At 72.4% G+C, this 15,141-nt stretch carries 16 protein-coding genes; 11 read left to right on the forward strand and 5 right to left on the reverse strand.

All coding sequences use genetic code 11. The annotated features are described in order from the left end of the window. The first annotated feature begins 45 nt into the window (after positions 1-45). Entirely contained in the window at positions 46-591 is a 546-nt protein-coding gene (locus BLS95_RS25780) for an ATP-binding protein (protein WP_143043865.1), read from the forward strand. 37 nt (positions 592-628) lie between these two features. On the opposite strand, the gene BLS95_RS54400 is transcribed toward BLS95_RS25780, so the two are convergent. Beyond that, entirely contained in the window at positions 629-877 is a 249-nt protein-coding gene (locus BLS95_RS54400; RefSeq protein ID WP_143043866.1) for a hypothetical protein, read from the reverse strand. A gap of 41 nt (positions 878-918) precedes the next feature. Here BLS95_RS54400 and BLS95_RS25785 point away from each other — a divergent pair, with 41 nt between their 5' ends. The 6 genes from BLS95_RS25785 (at position 919) to BLS95_RS25810 (ending at position 8,632) form a co-directional block, all read left to right on the forward strand. Continuing rightward, positions 919-1,404, forward strand: coding sequence for a methylated-DNA--[protein]-cysteine S-methyltransferase (locus tag BLS95_RS25785; protein WP_090936265.1), 486 nt, complete (start codon positions 919-921; stop codon positions 1,402-1,404). A 267-nt stretch (positions 1,405-1,671) separates the two neighbouring features. Beyond that, positions 1,672-5,022 carry a S8 family serine peptidase gene (locus tag BLS95_RS25790; protein ID WP_090936268.1) on the forward strand — a complete coding sequence of 1,117 codons (3,351 nt, stop codon included), beginning with the start codon at positions 1,672-1,674 and terminating at the stop codon, positions 5,020-5,022. Between the two features lie 227 nt (positions 5,023-5,249). Continuing rightward, positions 5,250-6,050, forward strand: a complete 801-nt coding sequence (locus BLS95_RS25795) for an ABC transporter permease (RefSeq protein ID WP_218135985.1) — start codon at positions 5,250-5,252, stop codon at positions 6,048-6,050. After that, a complete protein-coding gene (locus BLS95_RS25800; protein ID WP_090936274.1) occupies positions 6,047-6,892 on the forward strand; it encodes an ABC transporter permease in 846 nt (281 codons plus the stop codon). The genes BLS95_RS25795 and BLS95_RS25800 overlap by 4 nt, the downstream gene beginning before the upstream one ends. After that, the gene (locus BLS95_RS25805; RefSeq protein WP_090936276.1) at positions 6,885-7,652 is read left to right on the forward strand and encodes an ABC transporter ATP-binding protein; all 768 of its coding nucleotides are present in this window, start codon (positions 6,885-6,887) and stop codon (positions 7,650-7,652) included. The genes BLS95_RS25800 and BLS95_RS25805 overlap by 8 nt, the downstream gene beginning before the upstream one ends. Then, positions 7,649-8,632 carry an ABC transporter substrate-binding protein gene (locus BLS95_RS25810; protein ID WP_090936279.1) on the forward strand — a complete coding sequence of 328 codons (984 nt, stop codon included), beginning with the start codon at positions 7,649-7,651 and terminating at the stop codon, positions 8,630-8,632. The genes BLS95_RS25805 and BLS95_RS25810 overlap by 4 nt, the downstream gene beginning before the upstream one ends. A gap of 6 nt (positions 8,633-8,638) precedes the next feature. Here BLS95_RS25810 and BLS95_RS25815 read toward each other — a convergent pair whose 3' ends face one another. Continuing rightward, positions 8,639-9,421, reverse strand: a complete 783-nt coding sequence (locus BLS95_RS25815; RefSeq protein ID WP_090936282.1) for an IclR family transcriptional regulator — start codon at positions 9,419-9,421, stop codon at positions 8,639-8,641. Positions 9,422-9,480: 59 nt separating this feature from the next. On the opposite strand from BLS95_RS25815, the gene BLS95_RS25820 reads away from it, so the two are divergent. The 4 genes from BLS95_RS25820 (at position 9,481) to BLS95_RS25835 (ending at position 13,166) form a co-directional block, all read left to right on the forward strand. Then, a complete protein-coding gene (locus BLS95_RS25820) occupies positions 9,481-10,719 on the forward strand; it encodes an FAD-dependent oxidoreductase (protein WP_090936285.1) in 1,239 nt (412 codons plus the stop codon). After that, on the forward strand, positions 10,716-11,786 hold the full coding sequence (locus BLS95_RS25825; protein ID WP_090936288.1) for a cupin domain-containing protein: 1,071 nt from the start codon (positions 10,716-10,718) through the stop codon (positions 11,784-11,786). The genes BLS95_RS25820 and BLS95_RS25825 overlap by 4 nt, the downstream gene beginning before the upstream one ends. Next, positions 11,783-12,643 carry a fumarylacetoacetate hydrolase family protein gene (locus BLS95_RS25830; protein ID WP_090936290.1) on the forward strand — a complete coding sequence of 287 codons (861 nt, stop codon included), beginning with the start codon at positions 11,783-11,785 and terminating at the stop codon, positions 12,641-12,643. The genes BLS95_RS25825 and BLS95_RS25830 overlap by 4 nt, the downstream gene beginning before the upstream one ends. Positions 12,644-12,752: 109 nt before the next feature. After that, entirely contained in the window at positions 12,753-13,166 is a 414-nt protein-coding gene (locus BLS95_RS25835; RefSeq protein ID WP_090936293.1) for an SRPBCC family protein, read from the forward strand. Between the two features lie 31 nt (positions 13,167-13,197). Here the strand turns inward: BLS95_RS25835 and BLS95_RS25840 are convergent, their stop codons facing one another. From BLS95_RS25840 to BLS95_RS25850, 3 genes are all read right to left on the reverse strand, one after another. Continuing rightward, complete coding sequence (locus BLS95_RS25840) at positions 13,198-13,572, reverse strand: ArsR/SmtB family transcription factor (RefSeq protein ID WP_090936296.1); 375 nt, start codon at positions 13,570-13,572, stop codon at positions 13,198-13,200. A gap of 108 nt (positions 13,573-13,680) precedes the next feature. Continuing rightward, a complete protein-coding gene (locus BLS95_RS25845; RefSeq protein ID WP_090936300.1) occupies positions 13,681-14,049 on the reverse strand; it encodes a VOC family protein in 369 nt (122 codons plus the stop codon). Positions 14,050-14,333: 284 nt separating this feature from the next. Beyond that, on the reverse strand, positions 14,334-14,945 hold the full coding sequence (locus BLS95_RS25850) for a hypothetical protein (protein ID WP_090937097.1): 612 nt from the start codon (positions 14,943-14,945) through the stop codon (positions 14,334-14,336). Between the last annotated feature and the right edge of the window lie 196 nt (positions 14,946-15,141).

Genomic DNA, 15,141 nt, shown 5'->3' on the forward strand with positions numbered 1-15,141 from the left:
TCCTTGAGGGAGAAAGCAGTTCAGCACGGAAGTGGGAACCATCCCATGAGCGCAACACACCTGGTCCACGCAGTCCCGATGGACATTCCGCAGCCCGGCGCGCGGCGGGGTGTCCGGGTCACGCTGCACGACGCAGGCGTGTTCCGCTGGCCCAGCTCCTTCATCCGCCGGTTCCGCTGGTTCACCGGGGGCGGAAGGCCACCCCCCGACCACCGGGCGACCTGGATCCTGCCGGACGACCTGTCCTCGGTGCCGGCCGGACGGCGCCTGATCCACGCGCAGCTCGCCGAGTGGCACTTCCCCGGCGACACGGACGTCGCGGAGCTCCTCGTTGACGAGCTGGTCACCAACGCGCTGCGGCACGCCTGGGGGCAGCCGGTGCTCAGCCTGTCCCTCTCGGACAGCGTGCTCCGCTGCGCGGTGGCGGACGAGACCTCGAAAGTGCCGCACGCCCAGACCCCCGACAGCTGCGAAGAGAGCGGCCGGGGGCTGCAGATGGTCAACATGCTGGCCTCCAACTGGGGGGTCGAGCTCACCCGTACGGGGAAGGCCGTCTGGTTCGAGCTCCGCGCGGACCAGCCTGCGTTGTGATCTACCGCCCCTCCCCGGGACGTAGGTCGCGCGGGCGTCACGGGGCCTCGCAGTGCGCCTCGGCGACCGCCGACATACGGTCCCCGACGATGGCGAGCTCCTCGGCCCCGAACCCACCGAACGCCTCCACCACCCGCCGCTCCAGCCCTCCCCAGTACGCCTGCCCCGCGGCGAGCGCCGGCACGATGAGCACCCGGCGCCGATCGCGAGCCGCCCCCTCGACGCCGTGCAGCCCGTATCCGCCGCCCCCGCCGGGACCGATAGGGTTCTCGGGCTCCGGTCTCACGTTCGCGCGGCGCCGGGCGTCTACCGGAAGGGGTTCGCGGGATGGGTGACCGGGTGCACACCGTGGTGGAGAGTCCCGTGGGGCCGCTGACCCTCGTGGCCGACGACGGCGCGCTGGCCGGGCTCTACATGGTCGACCAGCTCTACCGCCCGCCGCAGGAGAGCTTCGGCCCCCGGGACGACGAGCCCTTCACCGAGCCGGCCAGGCAGCTGGCGGACTACTTCGCCGGCCGCAGGACCGCCTTCGACCTGCCGCTGCGCCTTTCCGGCACCCCGTTCCAGCGCACGGTATGGACGGCGCTGTCCGAGATCCCGTACGGCGAGACCCGCACGTACGGCGAGCTTGCCGAGCACATCGGCCGGCCGACCTCGGCGCGGGCGGTGGGGCACGCGAACGGCCGCAATCCCGTCGGCATCATCGTGCCCTGCCATCGCCTCGTGGGCTCGACGGGCGGCCTGCGCGGCTACGGCGGCGGCATCGAGCGCAAGAGCCTGCTACTGGCACTCGAACGCGGCCTGCCCTGGTGACCGCGGCGCCTGCCCTGGGGCCTATGTGGCCGGTGCGACCAGGCCGGGGAAGGGCCGGATCCGGCCAGCCCAGCGGGGTTCTCGACCGGATCATCGCTAATTAAACTCCGATCCGGAGCGCAGCCGTCCGACCGGGCGGCCGCTCCCGCTCGTCACCCGCCGGGGAGGGTCATGGCTCTCTCCGGCGTGCGCTTTCTGACGGGGTGACCTGACGCCTCCTGGGCGGCCCGGCGAGTGCACGCAGCCCCTCGACCAGGAGGTCCTCTCGTGCCATTCGGTTCTCACTTACCCAGCGCGCGGCGGCTCGGCTCGGTCGCCGTCGGCCTGAGTCTCGTCGTGGCCATGAGCGCCGCGCCGGCCGCGGCCGATCCCCCGTCGTCACCCCCTTCATCACCATCCGCCGACCGGTGGACGGCCATCCCCCTGACCGGCGCCGAGGTGGTGGACGGCGCCACGTCCCCGACGGGCAAGCTGGCCAGGAGCGACCAGGCGCTGCTGCGCAACACCTCCCCGGCGCCGGTCAACATCGTGGTCAAGCTCGACTACGACTCGCTCGCCGCCTACCGGGGCGGCCTGCCCGGCCTGCCCGGCACCAGCCCCGCCGTCACCGGCCGCGCCCTGGACACCAGGAGCACGGAGGCCAGGCGGTACGGCGAGCACATCCAGCAGGTCGAGAACGCCTTCCTCGCCGACCTGGCCGAGAAGGTCCCCGGAGCCGTGGTGGGCCAGCGGATCAGAACGGTCTACGGCGGCATCGCCCTGCGCATCCCGGGCGACAAGGCGGCCCAGGTGCTGAAGCTGCCCGGCGCGGTCGCCGTGCAGGAGGACAAGCCGCAGCGGTTGCTCACCGACTCCAGCCCCGCCTTCATCGGCGCCCCCACCGTCTACAACCAGCTCGGTGGCAGCGACTCCGCCGGCAAGGGCGTGATCGTCGGCATCCTCGACACCGGCGCCTGGCCCGAGCACCCGTCGTTCGCCGCCCGTCCCGGCCTGCCCGCCCCCGGCCCCACCAAGGACGGCACGCCACGGGTCTGCGACTTCGGCGACAACCCGCTGACCCCGGCCGGCGACCCGTTCCCCTGCAACAACAAGCTGATCGGCGGGCAGCCGTTCCTGGAGACGTACAACGAGGTCTTCGGCGGCGAGGTCTACCCCGACAGCGCCCGCGACTCCAACGGCCACGGCACCCACACCGCGACCACCTCGGCCGGCGGCGCGGTGGCCGACGCCAACCCGCAGGGCATCAGCCGGGGCGCGATCCACGGCATCGCGCCCGGCGCCGCGGTCTCGGTCTACAAGGTGTGCGGCGCGCAGGGCTGCTTCCCGTCGGACTCGGCGCAGGCGGTGGCCCGGGCCATCCTGGACGGCGTCCGGGTGATCAACTTCTCCGTCTCCGGCGGCAGCGACCCGTACAGTGACCCGGTCGAGCTGGCCTTCCTCGACGCGTACGCGGCGGGCGTGCTGGTCTCGGCGTCGGCGGGCAACTCCGGGCCAGGCGCGGACACCACCGACCACCTCGGCCCGTGGGTGACCACGGTGGCGGCCTCCACGCAGACCAGGACGTTCCAGTCCACGATCACGCTGAGCGGCGGCGGCGCGACGGCGACGATCAAGGGGGGCTCGATCACCCCGGGGCTGGCCGGGCCGCGGCCCCTCGTGCTCGCCTCGGCGCCGCCCTACAACAACCCGTCATGCGAGGTCCCGGCGCCTCCCGGGATCTTCACCGGGAAGATCGTCCTGTGTGAGCGCACCCCCAACCGGGTGCTGAAGAGCTTCAACGTCAGGCAGGGCGGCGCGGCCGGGATGATCCTCTACAACAGCTTCCCGTTCGACGTCTTCACCGACTCCCACTGGCTCCCGTCGGTGCACGTGGACAAGCCGGAGGCCGACACGCTGCTGGGCTTCCTGGCCGCGCACCCGGGCGCGACCGCGTCCTTCACCCAGGGGACCAAGGCCACCTGGCAGGGCGACGCGATCACGCACTTCTCCTCGCGCGGCCCCGGCGGGGACTTCCTCAAGCCGGACGTCACCGCGCCCGGCCTGCACATCATGGCGGGCATGACGCCGACCCCCGAGTCGCCGCTCGAAGGCCCGCCCGGCAACCTCTTCCAGGTCATCTCGGGCACCTCGATGTCGGCGCCGCACGTCGCGGGCTCGGCCGCGCTGCTGTTCGCGCTGCACCCGGACTGGACGCCGGGCCAGGTGAAGTCGGCGCTGGAGACCACGGCCAGGACCTCGGTCACCAAGCAGGACCGGACCACCCCGGCCGACCCGTTCGACATGGGCGGCGGCCGGATCGACCTGACCAAGGCCGGTGACCCGGGCCTGACCCTGGACGAGAGCGCGGCCGGCTTCGTCGCCTCGGCCGCCGACCCGATGGGCCGCATCGACCTGAACCTGCCCTCGATCAACGCCCCGACCATGCCGGGCATCGTCACCGCCGAGCGCACGGTCACCAACATCACCGGCAAGCGGCTCACCTTCACCGCCACCGGCAAGACCGTCAGCGGCGCCGACATCACGGTGCTGCCGCCGCTGCTGTCCGTCGCGCCGGGCAAGAGCGCCAAGTTCCGGGTGGTCATCACCGCGCCCGACCTGCCCGACGGCCAGTATTTCGGCCAGGTGGACCTCAAGCAGGTCGGCGGCTCCCGCGCGCTGCACCTGCCGGTCGCGTTCTTCCGCCAGGAGGGCGCGGTGCCGGTCGAGCAGACCTGCACGCCGTCCACCATCCCGCGGAACACCGGCGTGTCCACCTGCACGGTCACCGTACGGAACGACACGATGCAGGACACGGAGGTGACCGCGCTCAGCACCCTGGACGCGCGCCTGCGCCTGAACAGCGTCACGGGAGCCACCAAGGTCGGTACCCAGATCGCCACCGCCAAGGCCACGCTGGCCGGCAGGCAGCCTCCCACGCCGACGATCGAACCGGGCGCCGGTCCCGCCGGTTACCTCCCGCTGGACATCTTCGGCGTCACGCCGATCCCGATCGGTGACGAGCAGGCGGTCAACTTCACCCTGCCCCCCTTCATCTACGCGGGCCGGACCTACACCAGGCTCGGCGTCACCTCCAACGGCTACAGCGTCGCGGGTGGGGCCATCGGCTCCGACATCCTGGCCGACCCGCAGACGTTCCCCGACCCGGCACGGCCGAACGGCGTGCTCGCCTCCTACTGGACCAACCTTGACGGCGCCGGCGCCCCGGGGATCCTCGCCACGATCCTGACCGACGGCGTCAGCGACTGGCTGGTGGTCGAGTGGCGGCTGAACATCTTCGGCACCACCGACCTCAAGGTGTTCCAGCAGTGGATCGGGCTCAACGGCGTGGAGGACATCAGCTTCGCCTACGACCCGGCCAACCTGCCCGGCGCCCCGCCCGCCGGCGCGGGCCTGACCGTGGGCGCCGAGAACGCCGAGGGCACGGGAGGCGACCAGATCAGCGGGCCGCCCACCGAGGACCTGGTGGTCCGGAGCGCCCCCGCGGCTCCCGGCGGCACCCTGACCTACTCGATGCAGGTCAAGGGGGTCAGCCCGGGGAACGGGAAGGTGACGACGGCCACCTCCACACCGCAGGTCAAGGGGATCACCGTCGAGGTGGACACGATCACCGTGCAGTGAACCCCGCCGAGCCGCGGGCGGGGCACCCGCCCGCGGCTCTCCCGGCGGCGGCCTCCGCCGCAACCTGAGCGCACAACGCCGCGACGTGGGGGACCGGCAGCACCCGCACGGGGAACGATTCCGGCCTGCGGAATTCAAGGTAGGGACCATTGCACCTAGTGGAAGCCCTACATAGGTTCCCCTTAACCATGCGGTAACACGAGCCCCAGGTTAGGAAGGAGGCTGCCGTGGTATCCCTCGCCCGCGTGTCGGCCGGACGCGGCTCGGATCTCGGCCTCAAGGTGGCGGGCATCGCGGTGGCCCTGCTGCTGGTGGAGCTGTGCACGCGCAGCGGGCTGCTGCCGGAGCGCTGGTTCCCACCGGCCGGCGAGATCTACGCCGAGTTCTTCCGGCTGGCCGGCGGACGGCCGCTGTGGGTGGAGATCGGCAGGACGTTACTCGGCTGGGCCACCGGGCTCGGCCTCGGCGCGGTGCTCGCGGTGCCCATCGGCATGGCGCTCGGCTCCAGCCGTACGGCCTACCGGCTGTCCCGCGTCGTCATCGAGTTCTGCCGGCCGGTCCCGCCGGTGGCGCTGATCCCGCTGACCGTCCTGGTGTACGGCACCGATTTGCAGACCAAGACCTTCCTCGTCGCCTTCGCGGTGTTCTGGCCGATGCTGTTCCAGACCATCTACGGCGTCCAGGACGTCGACCCGGTCGCCATCGACACGGCCCGCGCGTACGGACTCGGGACGTTCGCCCGGTTCCGCACGGTCGTCCTCCCGAGCGCGACCCCCTACATCGCGACCGGCCTGCGCATCTCGTCGTCGATCGCGCTGATCCTGGCGATCACCGAGGAGCTGGTCGTCGGCACGCCCGGCCTTGGCCGCGCCATCATCGTCGCGCAGTCCGCGGGCGACCCCACCCGCATGTACGCGCTGATCATCGCGACCGGCCTGCTCGGCTGGGCCCTCAACGCGGCGTTCGGCGCCCTGGAACGGCGGGTGCTGTCCTGGCATCCCGCGCAACGGCAGGAGGTGGCCCGATGACGCGTACCGCGATCGGCACGGCGGCCGGCGGGCGGACCCGTCCGGCGGCCGGCGGCGGGACCCGCCGGTGGGGACGCGCGCTGCGGCTGCTCGCGCTGCAGCTCGTCGTCCCGGTCGTCCTGCTGGCGGGCATCTGGTGGTGGACCGGCCAGGCGGGCAGCTTCTACTTCCCGCCCGCCTCCGAGGTCGCCCGGTATTTCGCCGACCTGTGGCTCTTCGAGCGGGTGGGCGGGGACGTGCTGCCCAGCCTCGGCCGGATGTTCGCCGGCTACGCGATCGCGGTCGTCGTGGGGATGGTGCTCGGCACGGCGCTCGGGCTGTCCCGGCTGCTGCGGACCGCGGCCGACCCGGTGGTCCAGTTCCTGCGGGCGCTCCCGCCGCCCGCGCTCATCCCGTTCGCGCTGCTGCTGTTCGGGGCCGGCGACTGGTCAAAGGTCTTCATCATCGCGCTGGGCACGGTCTGGCCGATCCTGCTCAACACCATCGACGGCGTCCGCGGCGTCGAGTCGCAGCTGCTGGACGCGGCGCGCTCGTTCCAGATCCCGGCGGGCGCCCGGCTGACGCGGATCGTGCTCCCTGCGGCCACCCCGCGGATCTTCGCGGGCATGCGGACCAGCCTGTCCATCGCGATCATCCTGATGGTGGTCTCGGAGATGGTCGCCAGCGACAACGGGATCGGTTACTTCGTACTGGAGTCGCAGCGGTCCTTCGCCATCCCGGAGATGTGGACCGGGATCGTGCTGCTCGGCGTGCTCGGCTTCGTCCTCAACTGGCTCTTCGTGGTAATGGAGGCACGCGTCTTGTTCTGGCACCGCGGTCTGAAGGGGAACTCCGATGCTTGAGGTCGCCCAGCTCAGCAAGGTCTACGGGCCCGACCCGGCCGCCCGGCCCGCCGTCGCCGATCTGACCTTCGACGTCGCGGCGCGTGAGTTCGTCTGCATCCTGGGGTCGTCCGGGTGCGGGAAGACCACGATGTTGCGCTGCCTGGCGGGGCTGGAGCCGGTCACCTCCGGCCACGTACGCCTGCGGGACGAGGTCGTCTCCGGGCCGCCCCGGGAGATGGCCTTCGTCTTCCAGGACTACAGCAGGTCGCTGTACCCGTGGATGACGGTGGAGCGGAACGTCGCCTTCCCCCTGCGCTACAAGGGGGTCCCGAAGCAGGAGGCGCGGGCCGCCACCCAGGAGGCGCTGGAGGCCGTCGGGCTCGGTGGGCGCGGCCGGTCGTACCCGTGGCAGCTGTCCGGCGGCATGCAGCAGCGCGTGGCCATCGCCCGGGCGCTGGCCTACCGGCCGCAGATCCTGCTGATGGACGAGCCGTTCGCCTCGGTCGACGCGCAGACCCGGGCGGGCCTGGAGGACCTGCTGCTCGACGTCTGGCAGCGGTACGAGATCACCGTGCTGTTCGTCACGCACGACATCGACGAGGCGGTCTACCTGGCCGACCGCGTCCTGGTCCTGCGGGCGCCCGCGCACGTCGCGCTCACCGTCGAGGTGGACCTCCCCCGGCCGCGCAACCAGCTCACCACCAAGGGCCATCCGGACTTCGGCCGGCTGCGCAGCGAGCTGCTCGCCGCGCTCAGCCCGGCGGGAACGCCGCAATGACCAGGCTCGGCCGGGTCGGCGCCCTGCTGGCCGCGCTGTTCCTGGTCACCGCGTGCAGCGACTACCCCGGTGACCTGTCCGGCGGCGGCTCCGGCCCGGCGGGCGGCAGCGCCGGGCTGACCCAGATCAAGGTGTCCGACACGGCGGGCATGCCCGCGGCCTTCATCACCTACGGGGTGCAGCGCGGCTTCTTCAAGGAGCAGGGCCTGGACGTCCGGATGCAGACCTCGGCGGGCGGCGCCGCGGTGATCCCGGCGCTGCTCAACGGCGGGCTGGACGTGGCCGGCTCCAACGTCGTCTCCGCCGTGATCGCGATGAACCGGGGCCTGCCGCTCACCATGGTCGGCTCGGGCACCAGCACGGCCGACGACCCGGAGCAGGACTTCTCCGGGATCGCCGTCCCGGCGGGCAGCGCGATCACCAGCGCGGCGGGGGTGAACGGCAAGCGGATCGCCGTCAACACGCTACGCAACATCAACGACATCGTGATCGACGCCTCCATCCGCAGGGCCGGGGTCACCCCGGCCGGCGTCAAGTACGTCGAGATGGGCTTCCCCGACATGCTGCCCGCCCTGGAACGCGGCGACGTGGACGCGGCGATGCTCATCGAGCCGTTCCTGACCATGGCGCGGTCGGCCGGGATGCGGGTGGTGGCCGACCCGTACACCGACGCCCGGCGGGGGCTGCAGATCGGCACGTATCTCATGGCGGCCGAGAAGGCGCGGCAGAACCCGCGGCTGGTGTCGTCCTTCCAGGCGGGGGTGCGCCGGACGGCGGAGGCCATCCGGCGGGACCCGGCCACGTTCCGCGCGGCGCTGCCGAAGATCGCGGGGATCAAGCCCGAGCTGGCCGGGAGCATCCACCTGCCGCAGTGGAAGGGAACCACCGACCGCGCCTCGGTGGACCTCATCGCGACCTCCATGAGGCGCCTGGGCCTCACCGACCGCACCTTCGACCACGACAGGTACGTGCTCAAGTAGCCCGGGTCAGAGGCTGGCGCGCAGCAACCGCTGGACGGAGGCGGCGGCCCCGTCCAGCAGCGGCACGAAGTCGCGGCGCGCGTCGGCCTGGCCGATCCGCGCCGCGGGCAGCAGCACGGCCAGCGCCGCCAGCGGGGCGTTCGTCAGGTCGCGCACCGCCACCGCGACCGCGCACACGCCCTCCTCGCCCTCCTGCTCGTTGAGGGCGTAGCCGTGCCGCCGCACCAGCGCCAGCTCCCTCTCCAGCCGCTCCCAGGTGGAGATGGAGTTGGGGGTGCGGGTGACCAGGGTCCGGTCCTGGTAGCGGCGGTCGAGCTCCATCGGGGACAGCCCGGCCAGGATCGCCTTGCCCGCGGCCGTGCAGTGCGCGGGCATGACGATGCCCGTACGGTCGCCGACGCGGACCGTGCGCGGGCTCTCGACGCAGTCCACGAAGCGGACGTTGCGGCCCTCGATGAGGCTGAGGCTGACGGTCTCCCGGGTCTGCTCGCTGAGCTCCTCCAGCACCGGCCGGGCGACCGAGCGGATGTCGATGCGCCCGATGGCGGCCAGGCCGATCTCGTGGAGCACCGGGCCGGGCCGGTAGACCCCGTTGGGCTTGTCCTGGAGCACGAACCCGTGCCTGCGCAGCGCGCTGAGCAGGCGGTGCGCCGTCGAACGCGCCACGCCGAGCCGCTCTGCGGCCTCGGAGACGCGGATGGTGCGCTGCTCGCCGATCAGGGCGAGCAGGCTCAGCGCGTTGTCCACCGACGTGGGCACGGAATCCGACCCCGGAACCAAATTCGACATACAGGAACTCTACCGTCTTGCCTTTCGCACCTCCGGAATAGCTGATTACCGTCGAAGGCATGACCCAGCTCACTGATCTGCCGGTGATCGTCGTCGGGGCGGGGCCGGTCGGGATGACGGCGGCGGCGCGGCTGGCCGTGGACGGCGTGCCCGTGGTGGTGGTCGAGGCCGAGCCCGTCCCGAAGACGGACTGGCGGGCCTCGACCTTCCACGCCGCCACGCTGGAGTTGCTCCAAAGCATCGGCGTGACGGACCAGATGAACGCCGAGGGCCTGGTCGCACCCATCTACCACTTCCGCGACCGCAGGGACGGCCTGGTCGCCGCGTTCGACTTCGGGCTGCTGGCCGACGAGACGGCCTTTCCGTACCGGCTCCAGCTCAACCAGCAGCACCTGGTACGCATGCTGCACGACCGGCTGCGTGCCGACGACCACGTGGAGCTGCTGTTCGGCTCCCGGGTCACCGGAGTGGCCGGCACCGCGGACGGCGTCACCGCCACCGTCGAGACCCCGGACGGCCCCCGCGAGCTGCGCGGCAGCCACCTGATCGGGGCCGACGGCCCGGCCAGCACGGTGCGCCGGTCCCTGGGCATCGAGTTCGCCGGCTACACCTACCCCGAACGCTTCCTCATCGTCAGCACCACCGTCGACCTGAGCGCGCGCATCCCCGGCCTGGCCCACGTCAACTACATCGCCGACCCTGCCCAGTGGCTGTTCTTACTGCGCACGCCCGAGTCGTGGCGGGCGGTCTATCCGGTGCCGCCGGACGAGCCCGCCACGGCGGCCACCGCGCCCGACCGGATGCAGGAGCAGCTCCAGGCGGTGGCGCCCTACCCGGCCGGCTACCCGATCGTCGACTTCCAGGTCTACAACGTGCACCAGCGGATCGCCGCCACCTTCCGGGCCGGGAACATCGTGCTCGCCGGCGACGCGGCGCACATCAACAGCCCGCTCGGCGGCGTCGGCCTCAACAGCGGCATCCACGACGTGATGGACGTGGTCCCCCGCATCGTGCGGATCCGCGCCGGCCAGGGAGACCCCGACGCGGAGCTGGGCACGTACGACGCTGTGCGCCGCCAGGTCGCCACGGAGTACATCCAGGCCGACACGCAGCGCAACACCGAGCGGCTCAAGGAGACCGACGAGGCGCGCAGGCGGGCCAACCAGGAGGAGATGCGGGCCGTGGCGGCCGATCCGGCGCGGGCCCGCGCGTACATGCGGCGGGCCTCGTTGCTGGAGAGCGTGCGGCGCTTCGGCATCGGCCTGCCCCCCGGACACACCATGGAGGTGCCGTCATGACGACGACGACCGACGAACTGCAGGACCTGTACGCGCGCCTGGAGGCAGCGAGCCTGCGCCCCCTGTGGACCATCACCGAGCAGTTGCTCACCCCCTCACCCCGGCCCAAGGCGGTGCCCTGGCTCTGGCCGGGACGGGTGCTGCGCCCGCTGGCCGAGCAGGCCATCCGGCTGGTCCCGGTGGAGCGCGGCGGCGAGCGCCGGGTGTTGTCCCTGGCCAACCCCGGGCTGGAGGGCAAACCGTACGCGGCCGGCACGCTCTGGGGCGCCCTCCAGGCCCTGGGCCCCGGCGAGTCGGCGCCCGCGCACCGGCACTCGCCCGGCGCCATCCGGTTCGTCCTGTCGGGACAGGGCGTCTGGACGACGGTGAACGGCGAGTCCTGCGCGATGTCCCCCGGCGACCTGATCCTCACGCCCGGATGGGCCTGGCACGACCACACCAACGGCGGCGACGAGCCGATGTTCTGGTTCGACGGCCTCGACCTGCCGATGATCGAGGCCCTGGACTGCATCTTCTTCGAGCCGCACCCCGAGGACCGCCAGCCGGTGCGGGGCCCGCACGACCCCGCGGGGCACGGCCCGGCGTACGTCCCCGGGCAGGTCACCGAGGCCCTGGACCCGGCCCCGTCGCCCCTGCTGGTCTACCGGTGGGCCGACACGGACGCGGAGCTGACCCGGCTGGCGGCGGGCACCGACGCGGGCACGGTCAGCCTGGAGTTCACCAACCCGGTCTCGGGCGCCAGCGTCCTGCCCACCCTCGCCTGCGGCATGCACCGGATCGTCCCGGGGCGCGGCACGCTGCCCGTCCGGCGCAGCGGCAACACCGTCTACGTCGTCTTCCGCGGCGAGGGTCACTCGATCATGGCGGGCCGCCGCTTCGACTGGCGGGCGGGCGACATGTTCGCGGCGCCGTCGTGGGTGCCGGTGGAGCACCACGCCGCCACCCCGGCGGACCTGTTCAGCCTCGGTGACGCCCCGGTGCACCGCGCCCTGGGGATCTACCGGGAGGAGACCCTGGCCGCCCCGCAGGCGGTCACGTCCACGTTCATCCCCGAGGAGCCCTCATGAGACTGGCCCTGTTCGACGACTACCGGCTCGGGGTGGTGACCGGTGACGGCGTCGTCGACGTGACGGACGCGCTGCCCTGGCCCCACGATCCCGACCCGCTGAGCGCGGGCTGGTGGCGCCGGCTGTGCCGGGACTTCGCGGACGTGCGGGAGGCGCTGGAGAAGGCCGCCGAACTGGGCCGCCCGGTGCGGCCGGCGCGGCTGCTCGCCCCGGCGCTCAACCCGTCCAAGATCGTCGCTTCGGCCAGCAACTACGCCGACCACGTGGCCGAGATGCACGACGTGCAGGAGCGCACCCTCGGCGGCGTCGTGTCGTGGATGTTCGACTTCGACGTCTTCCTCAAGGCGCCGTCGTCGATCTCCGGGCCGCAGGACGACATCGTGCTGCCCGACGCGGTCGTGGCGGCCGGCCAGGAGATCCACCACGAGTCCGAGCTTGTCGTGGTCATCGGCGCCGGCGGCAAGGACATCCCGGAGGAGTCCGCCCTCGACCACGTCGTCGGCTACACCCTCGGCCTGGACATCACCGTGCGCAGCGCCGCCGACCGCTCCCGCCGCAAGAGCTACGACACCTTCAGCCCGCTGGGCCCCTACCTGGTCACGGCCGACGAGGTCGGCGACCCGGCCGGCCTCGACATCCGCCTGTCGGTGAACGGCGAGGAGCGCCAGGCGGTGCACACCTCCACCATGATCACCAAGGTTCCGGCCATCGTCGCGTACGCCTCGTCGATGATGACGCTGCTCCCCGGCGACCTGCTCTTCACCGGAGCCCCGCCCGGTGTCGGCCCGATCCACCGCGGCGACGTCCTGGACACCGGCATCAGCCGGATCGGGACCATGCGCCTGACCGTCCGTTAGCCGCGCGGGGCCGGGCCCACCGCGGCGGACCCGGCCCCGCCCGCCGATGACGTGCGACTCGATGACCTAAGCTGGGACGGGTCGTTCTCCCGCGAACAAGGAAAGACCCGTGCCCGACGACGCCCGTGCCACCGCCATCTCGGTCGACCAGTTCATCCCCGCGCCGCCGGCGAGAGTGTGGAGCTCCCTGACCGAGCCCGACCTGCTCGCCCGCTGGTGGGCTCCCGGTGACATCCGCCCCGTCGTCGGCCACCGCTTCCACCTGCTCATGCCGGGCCGGGGCCCGGTCCCGTGCGAGGTGCTCGAAGTCGAGCCGTACGAGCGGCTCGTCTACACCTTCAACGGCACCTGGACGCTGACCTGGAGCCTGGTCGCCGAGGGCAAGGGCACCCGGCTGCTCCTGGAGCACTCCGGCTTCGACCTGGACGACCCCGGGGACCTCAGCGCGTTCGACCGGATGGGCCGGGGGTGGCGGAGCACGGTCCTGCCCCGGCTGGCCGCCCTCGCCGCCCAGCCCGCCTGAACGGCGCCCCGCCCGCCCCGGCCACTCGCGCCTACCGGCCCTGCTCGTCCGCCTCCTGCTCCTCCAGCACGGTGTCGTGCAGGAGCCGCAGCCGTTCGCGCCAGTAGGCCTCGTACGGGTGCAGCCAGTCGGAGATCTCCCGCAGGGGTTCCTGGCACAGTGAGTAGTGGCGCTCCCTGCCGACCTTCCGCTCGGTCACCAGGCCGGAGTCCCGCAGCACCTTGAGGTGCTCCGACACGCTGGGGCGGGCCATGTCGAAGTGCGCGGCGAGGGCGTTGACGGACTGCGGACCTTGGAGCAGGAGCTGCAGGATGCGGCGCCTGACCGGGTTGGCCAGCGCAGGGAACACGTCGTCGAGCAAGGTGGGGACCTGGTCCGGTGACGCCGTCTTCCCGCTCCGCGGCATGGTTCGCAGTCCTCGATCGCGCTCACGCCGGGGCCCCGGTGCCCGCCGGCCCCACCACATTACCAGTAGGGGCTCTCCTACCCGTCAAACGCGCGTGCGACAGGGCGGTCAGGCGGGACCGTCGGTGAGGATGAACGTGTTGCCGTCGGGGTCGGCGAAGGTCGCCTGGTTGCCCCACGGGGTCCGCTGGGGGTCGTCGATGGCGACACCGGCATCGCGCAGGGCGGCGACGGCCAGGTCGGTGTCCTTGGTCGCGAGCATGGCGCCCCGCAGCTTGGGCGCGTCCGGCAGCCAGTCGCACAGCACCAGCGTCGTCTGCGCGCCCTTGGGCGCCACCTCGATCCAGCGCGAGTTCTCGCCCATCGGCACCGGCAGGTCGCCGCGGAGCTCGAAGCCGAGCTTGCCGACATAGAACGCCTTGGCGACGTCCTGGTCGGTGACGGGGACGGTCAGCTTATGCACATGTGTGATTTCCATGCGGCCACCTTAGGTAGGGAACATCCTACCCGTCAAGCGTCGGCTATATCCTACGGATTTCATCGTCCCATGTCCGGGGCCTTCGTGGCAGCACTGTGGGAGAAGGCTCTGACCGGCCCGTCAGGCATCCTCAAGACATGCACCCGACGAGGCGAGGGCGCGTACTCGTGGCAGGCCGGGACCTCGCCGGGATCGCGCCGGAACTCACGCCGCGCGACCGCGCGGTCGCGCGTCTCCCGCGCGGCTCAGCCCTGCCCGTCGCCCGGCCGCTTCTCCCGCGCGGCTCAGCCCTGCCGGTCGCCCGGCCGCCTCTCCCCCGCCCGGCTCGCCAGGTAGGCGGCGCCTCGCGGGGAGATCCGGTAGCCCGTGTCGAGGCTGACGGTGAGGCCGAGGTTCTTCAGCTTGCGCACGTCCAGCTTGAACCGCGCCACCTCGCGGCCCAGCTCCGCGGCCAGGTCGCCGGCGCGCACGGCGGGCCGCCGGTCGATGATCTCCAGCGCCGCCTCCGTCCACGGGCCCGTCCTGCTCGCCCGGTCCAGCCGGGCGAGCCTGGCCGCCACGTCCGCCAGCTCGTCCGCGGGCAGGTCATCGGTGGCCGCCAGCTCGTCGCGCGGGTCCGGCTCGGGGACGTACCTGATGGCGAGCCGGTAGACCGGGTCGCCGGGGCTGCCGCGAAGGTCCTCGATCGCGGCGGCGGCGGACGGGTAGCCGGCGGCCGTCGCGTCGGCGTCGGTGATCTGGGCGGTCGTCACGACGTCGATCGCGTCGACCGCCACTCGGCCCAGCGCGGTGCGGTACACGTGGCCCGCGCTCGCCTGCCGCTGCCGCCAGCGGCGGAACAGCACCGTGATCGTGCCGTCCCGGATGCCGTCATGCCGTTCCCTCTCGATCAGCATGATGAGACGATATCGAGCGGCGTCGGTGATCCCGGGCTGCATGCCGGTGGCTTCAGGAGCCGGTCCGGGGTGGCGACGACCTGGTCCCAGCCCGGCGCCCGGCCGGTCAGCACGAAGCCGCCCACCCGCTCGTCCGGGTGGCCGGCCGCACTCCCCCCATCGCGGCAACGCCGGGAGGACTGACCTGTGGCTTTCC

The organism is Nonomuraea jiangxiensis (assembly GCF_900099965.1).
GTDB classification, from domain to species: Bacteria; Actinomycetota; Actinomycetes; order Streptosporangiales; family Streptosporangiaceae; genus Nonomuraea; species Nonomuraea jiangxiensis.

Excerpts from the sequence above, each read along its gene's own strand:
- BLS95_RS25820 (WP_090936285.1), top strand. The coding sequence starts at position 9,481 with ATGACCCAGCTCACTGATCTGCCGGTGATCGTCGTCGGGGCGGGGCCG.
- BLS95_RS25830 (WP_090936290.1), top strand. The coding sequence starts at position 11,783 with ATGAGACTGGCCCTGTTCGACGACTACCGGCTCGGGGTGGTGACCGGT.
- BLS95_RS25780 (WP_143043865.1), top strand. The coding sequence starts at position 46 with ATGAGCGCAACACACCTGGTCCACGCAGTCCCGATGGACATTCCGCAG.
- BLS95_RS25815 (WP_090936282.1), bottom strand. The coding sequence starts at position 9,421 with ATGTCGAATTTGGTTCCGGGGTCGGATTCCGTGCCCACGTCGGTGGAC.
- BLS95_RS25810 (WP_090936279.1), top strand. The coding sequence starts at position 7,649 with ATGACCAGGCTCGGCCGGGTCGGCGCCCTGCTGGCCGCGCTGTTCCTG.
- BLS95_RS25785 (WP_090936265.1), top strand. The coding sequence starts at position 919 with ATGGGTGACCGGGTGCACACCGTGGTGGAGAGTCCCGTGGGGCCGCTG.
- BLS95_RS25850 (WP_090937097.1), bottom strand. The coding sequence starts at position 14,945 with ATGCTGATCGAGAGGGAACGGCATGACGGCATCCGGGACGGCACGATC.
- BLS95_RS25840 (WP_090936296.1), bottom strand. The coding sequence starts at position 13,572 with ATGCCGCGGAGCGGGAAGACGGCGTCACCGGACCAGGTCCCCACCTTG.
- BLS95_RS25845 (WP_090936300.1), bottom strand. The coding sequence starts at position 14,049 with ATGGAAATCACACATGTGCATAAGCTGACCGTCCCCGTCACCGACCAG.
- BLS95_RS25800 (WP_090936274.1), top strand. The coding sequence starts at position 6,047 with ATGACGCGTACCGCGATCGGCACGGCGGCCGGCGGGCGGACCCGTCCG.
- BLS95_RS25825 (WP_090936288.1), top strand. The coding sequence starts at position 10,716 with ATGACGACGACGACCGACGAACTGCAGGACCTGTACGCGCGCCTGGAG.
- BLS95_RS25805 (WP_090936276.1), top strand. The coding sequence starts at position 6,885 with ATGCTTGAGGTCGCCCAGCTCAGCAAGGTCTACGGGCCCGACCCGGCC.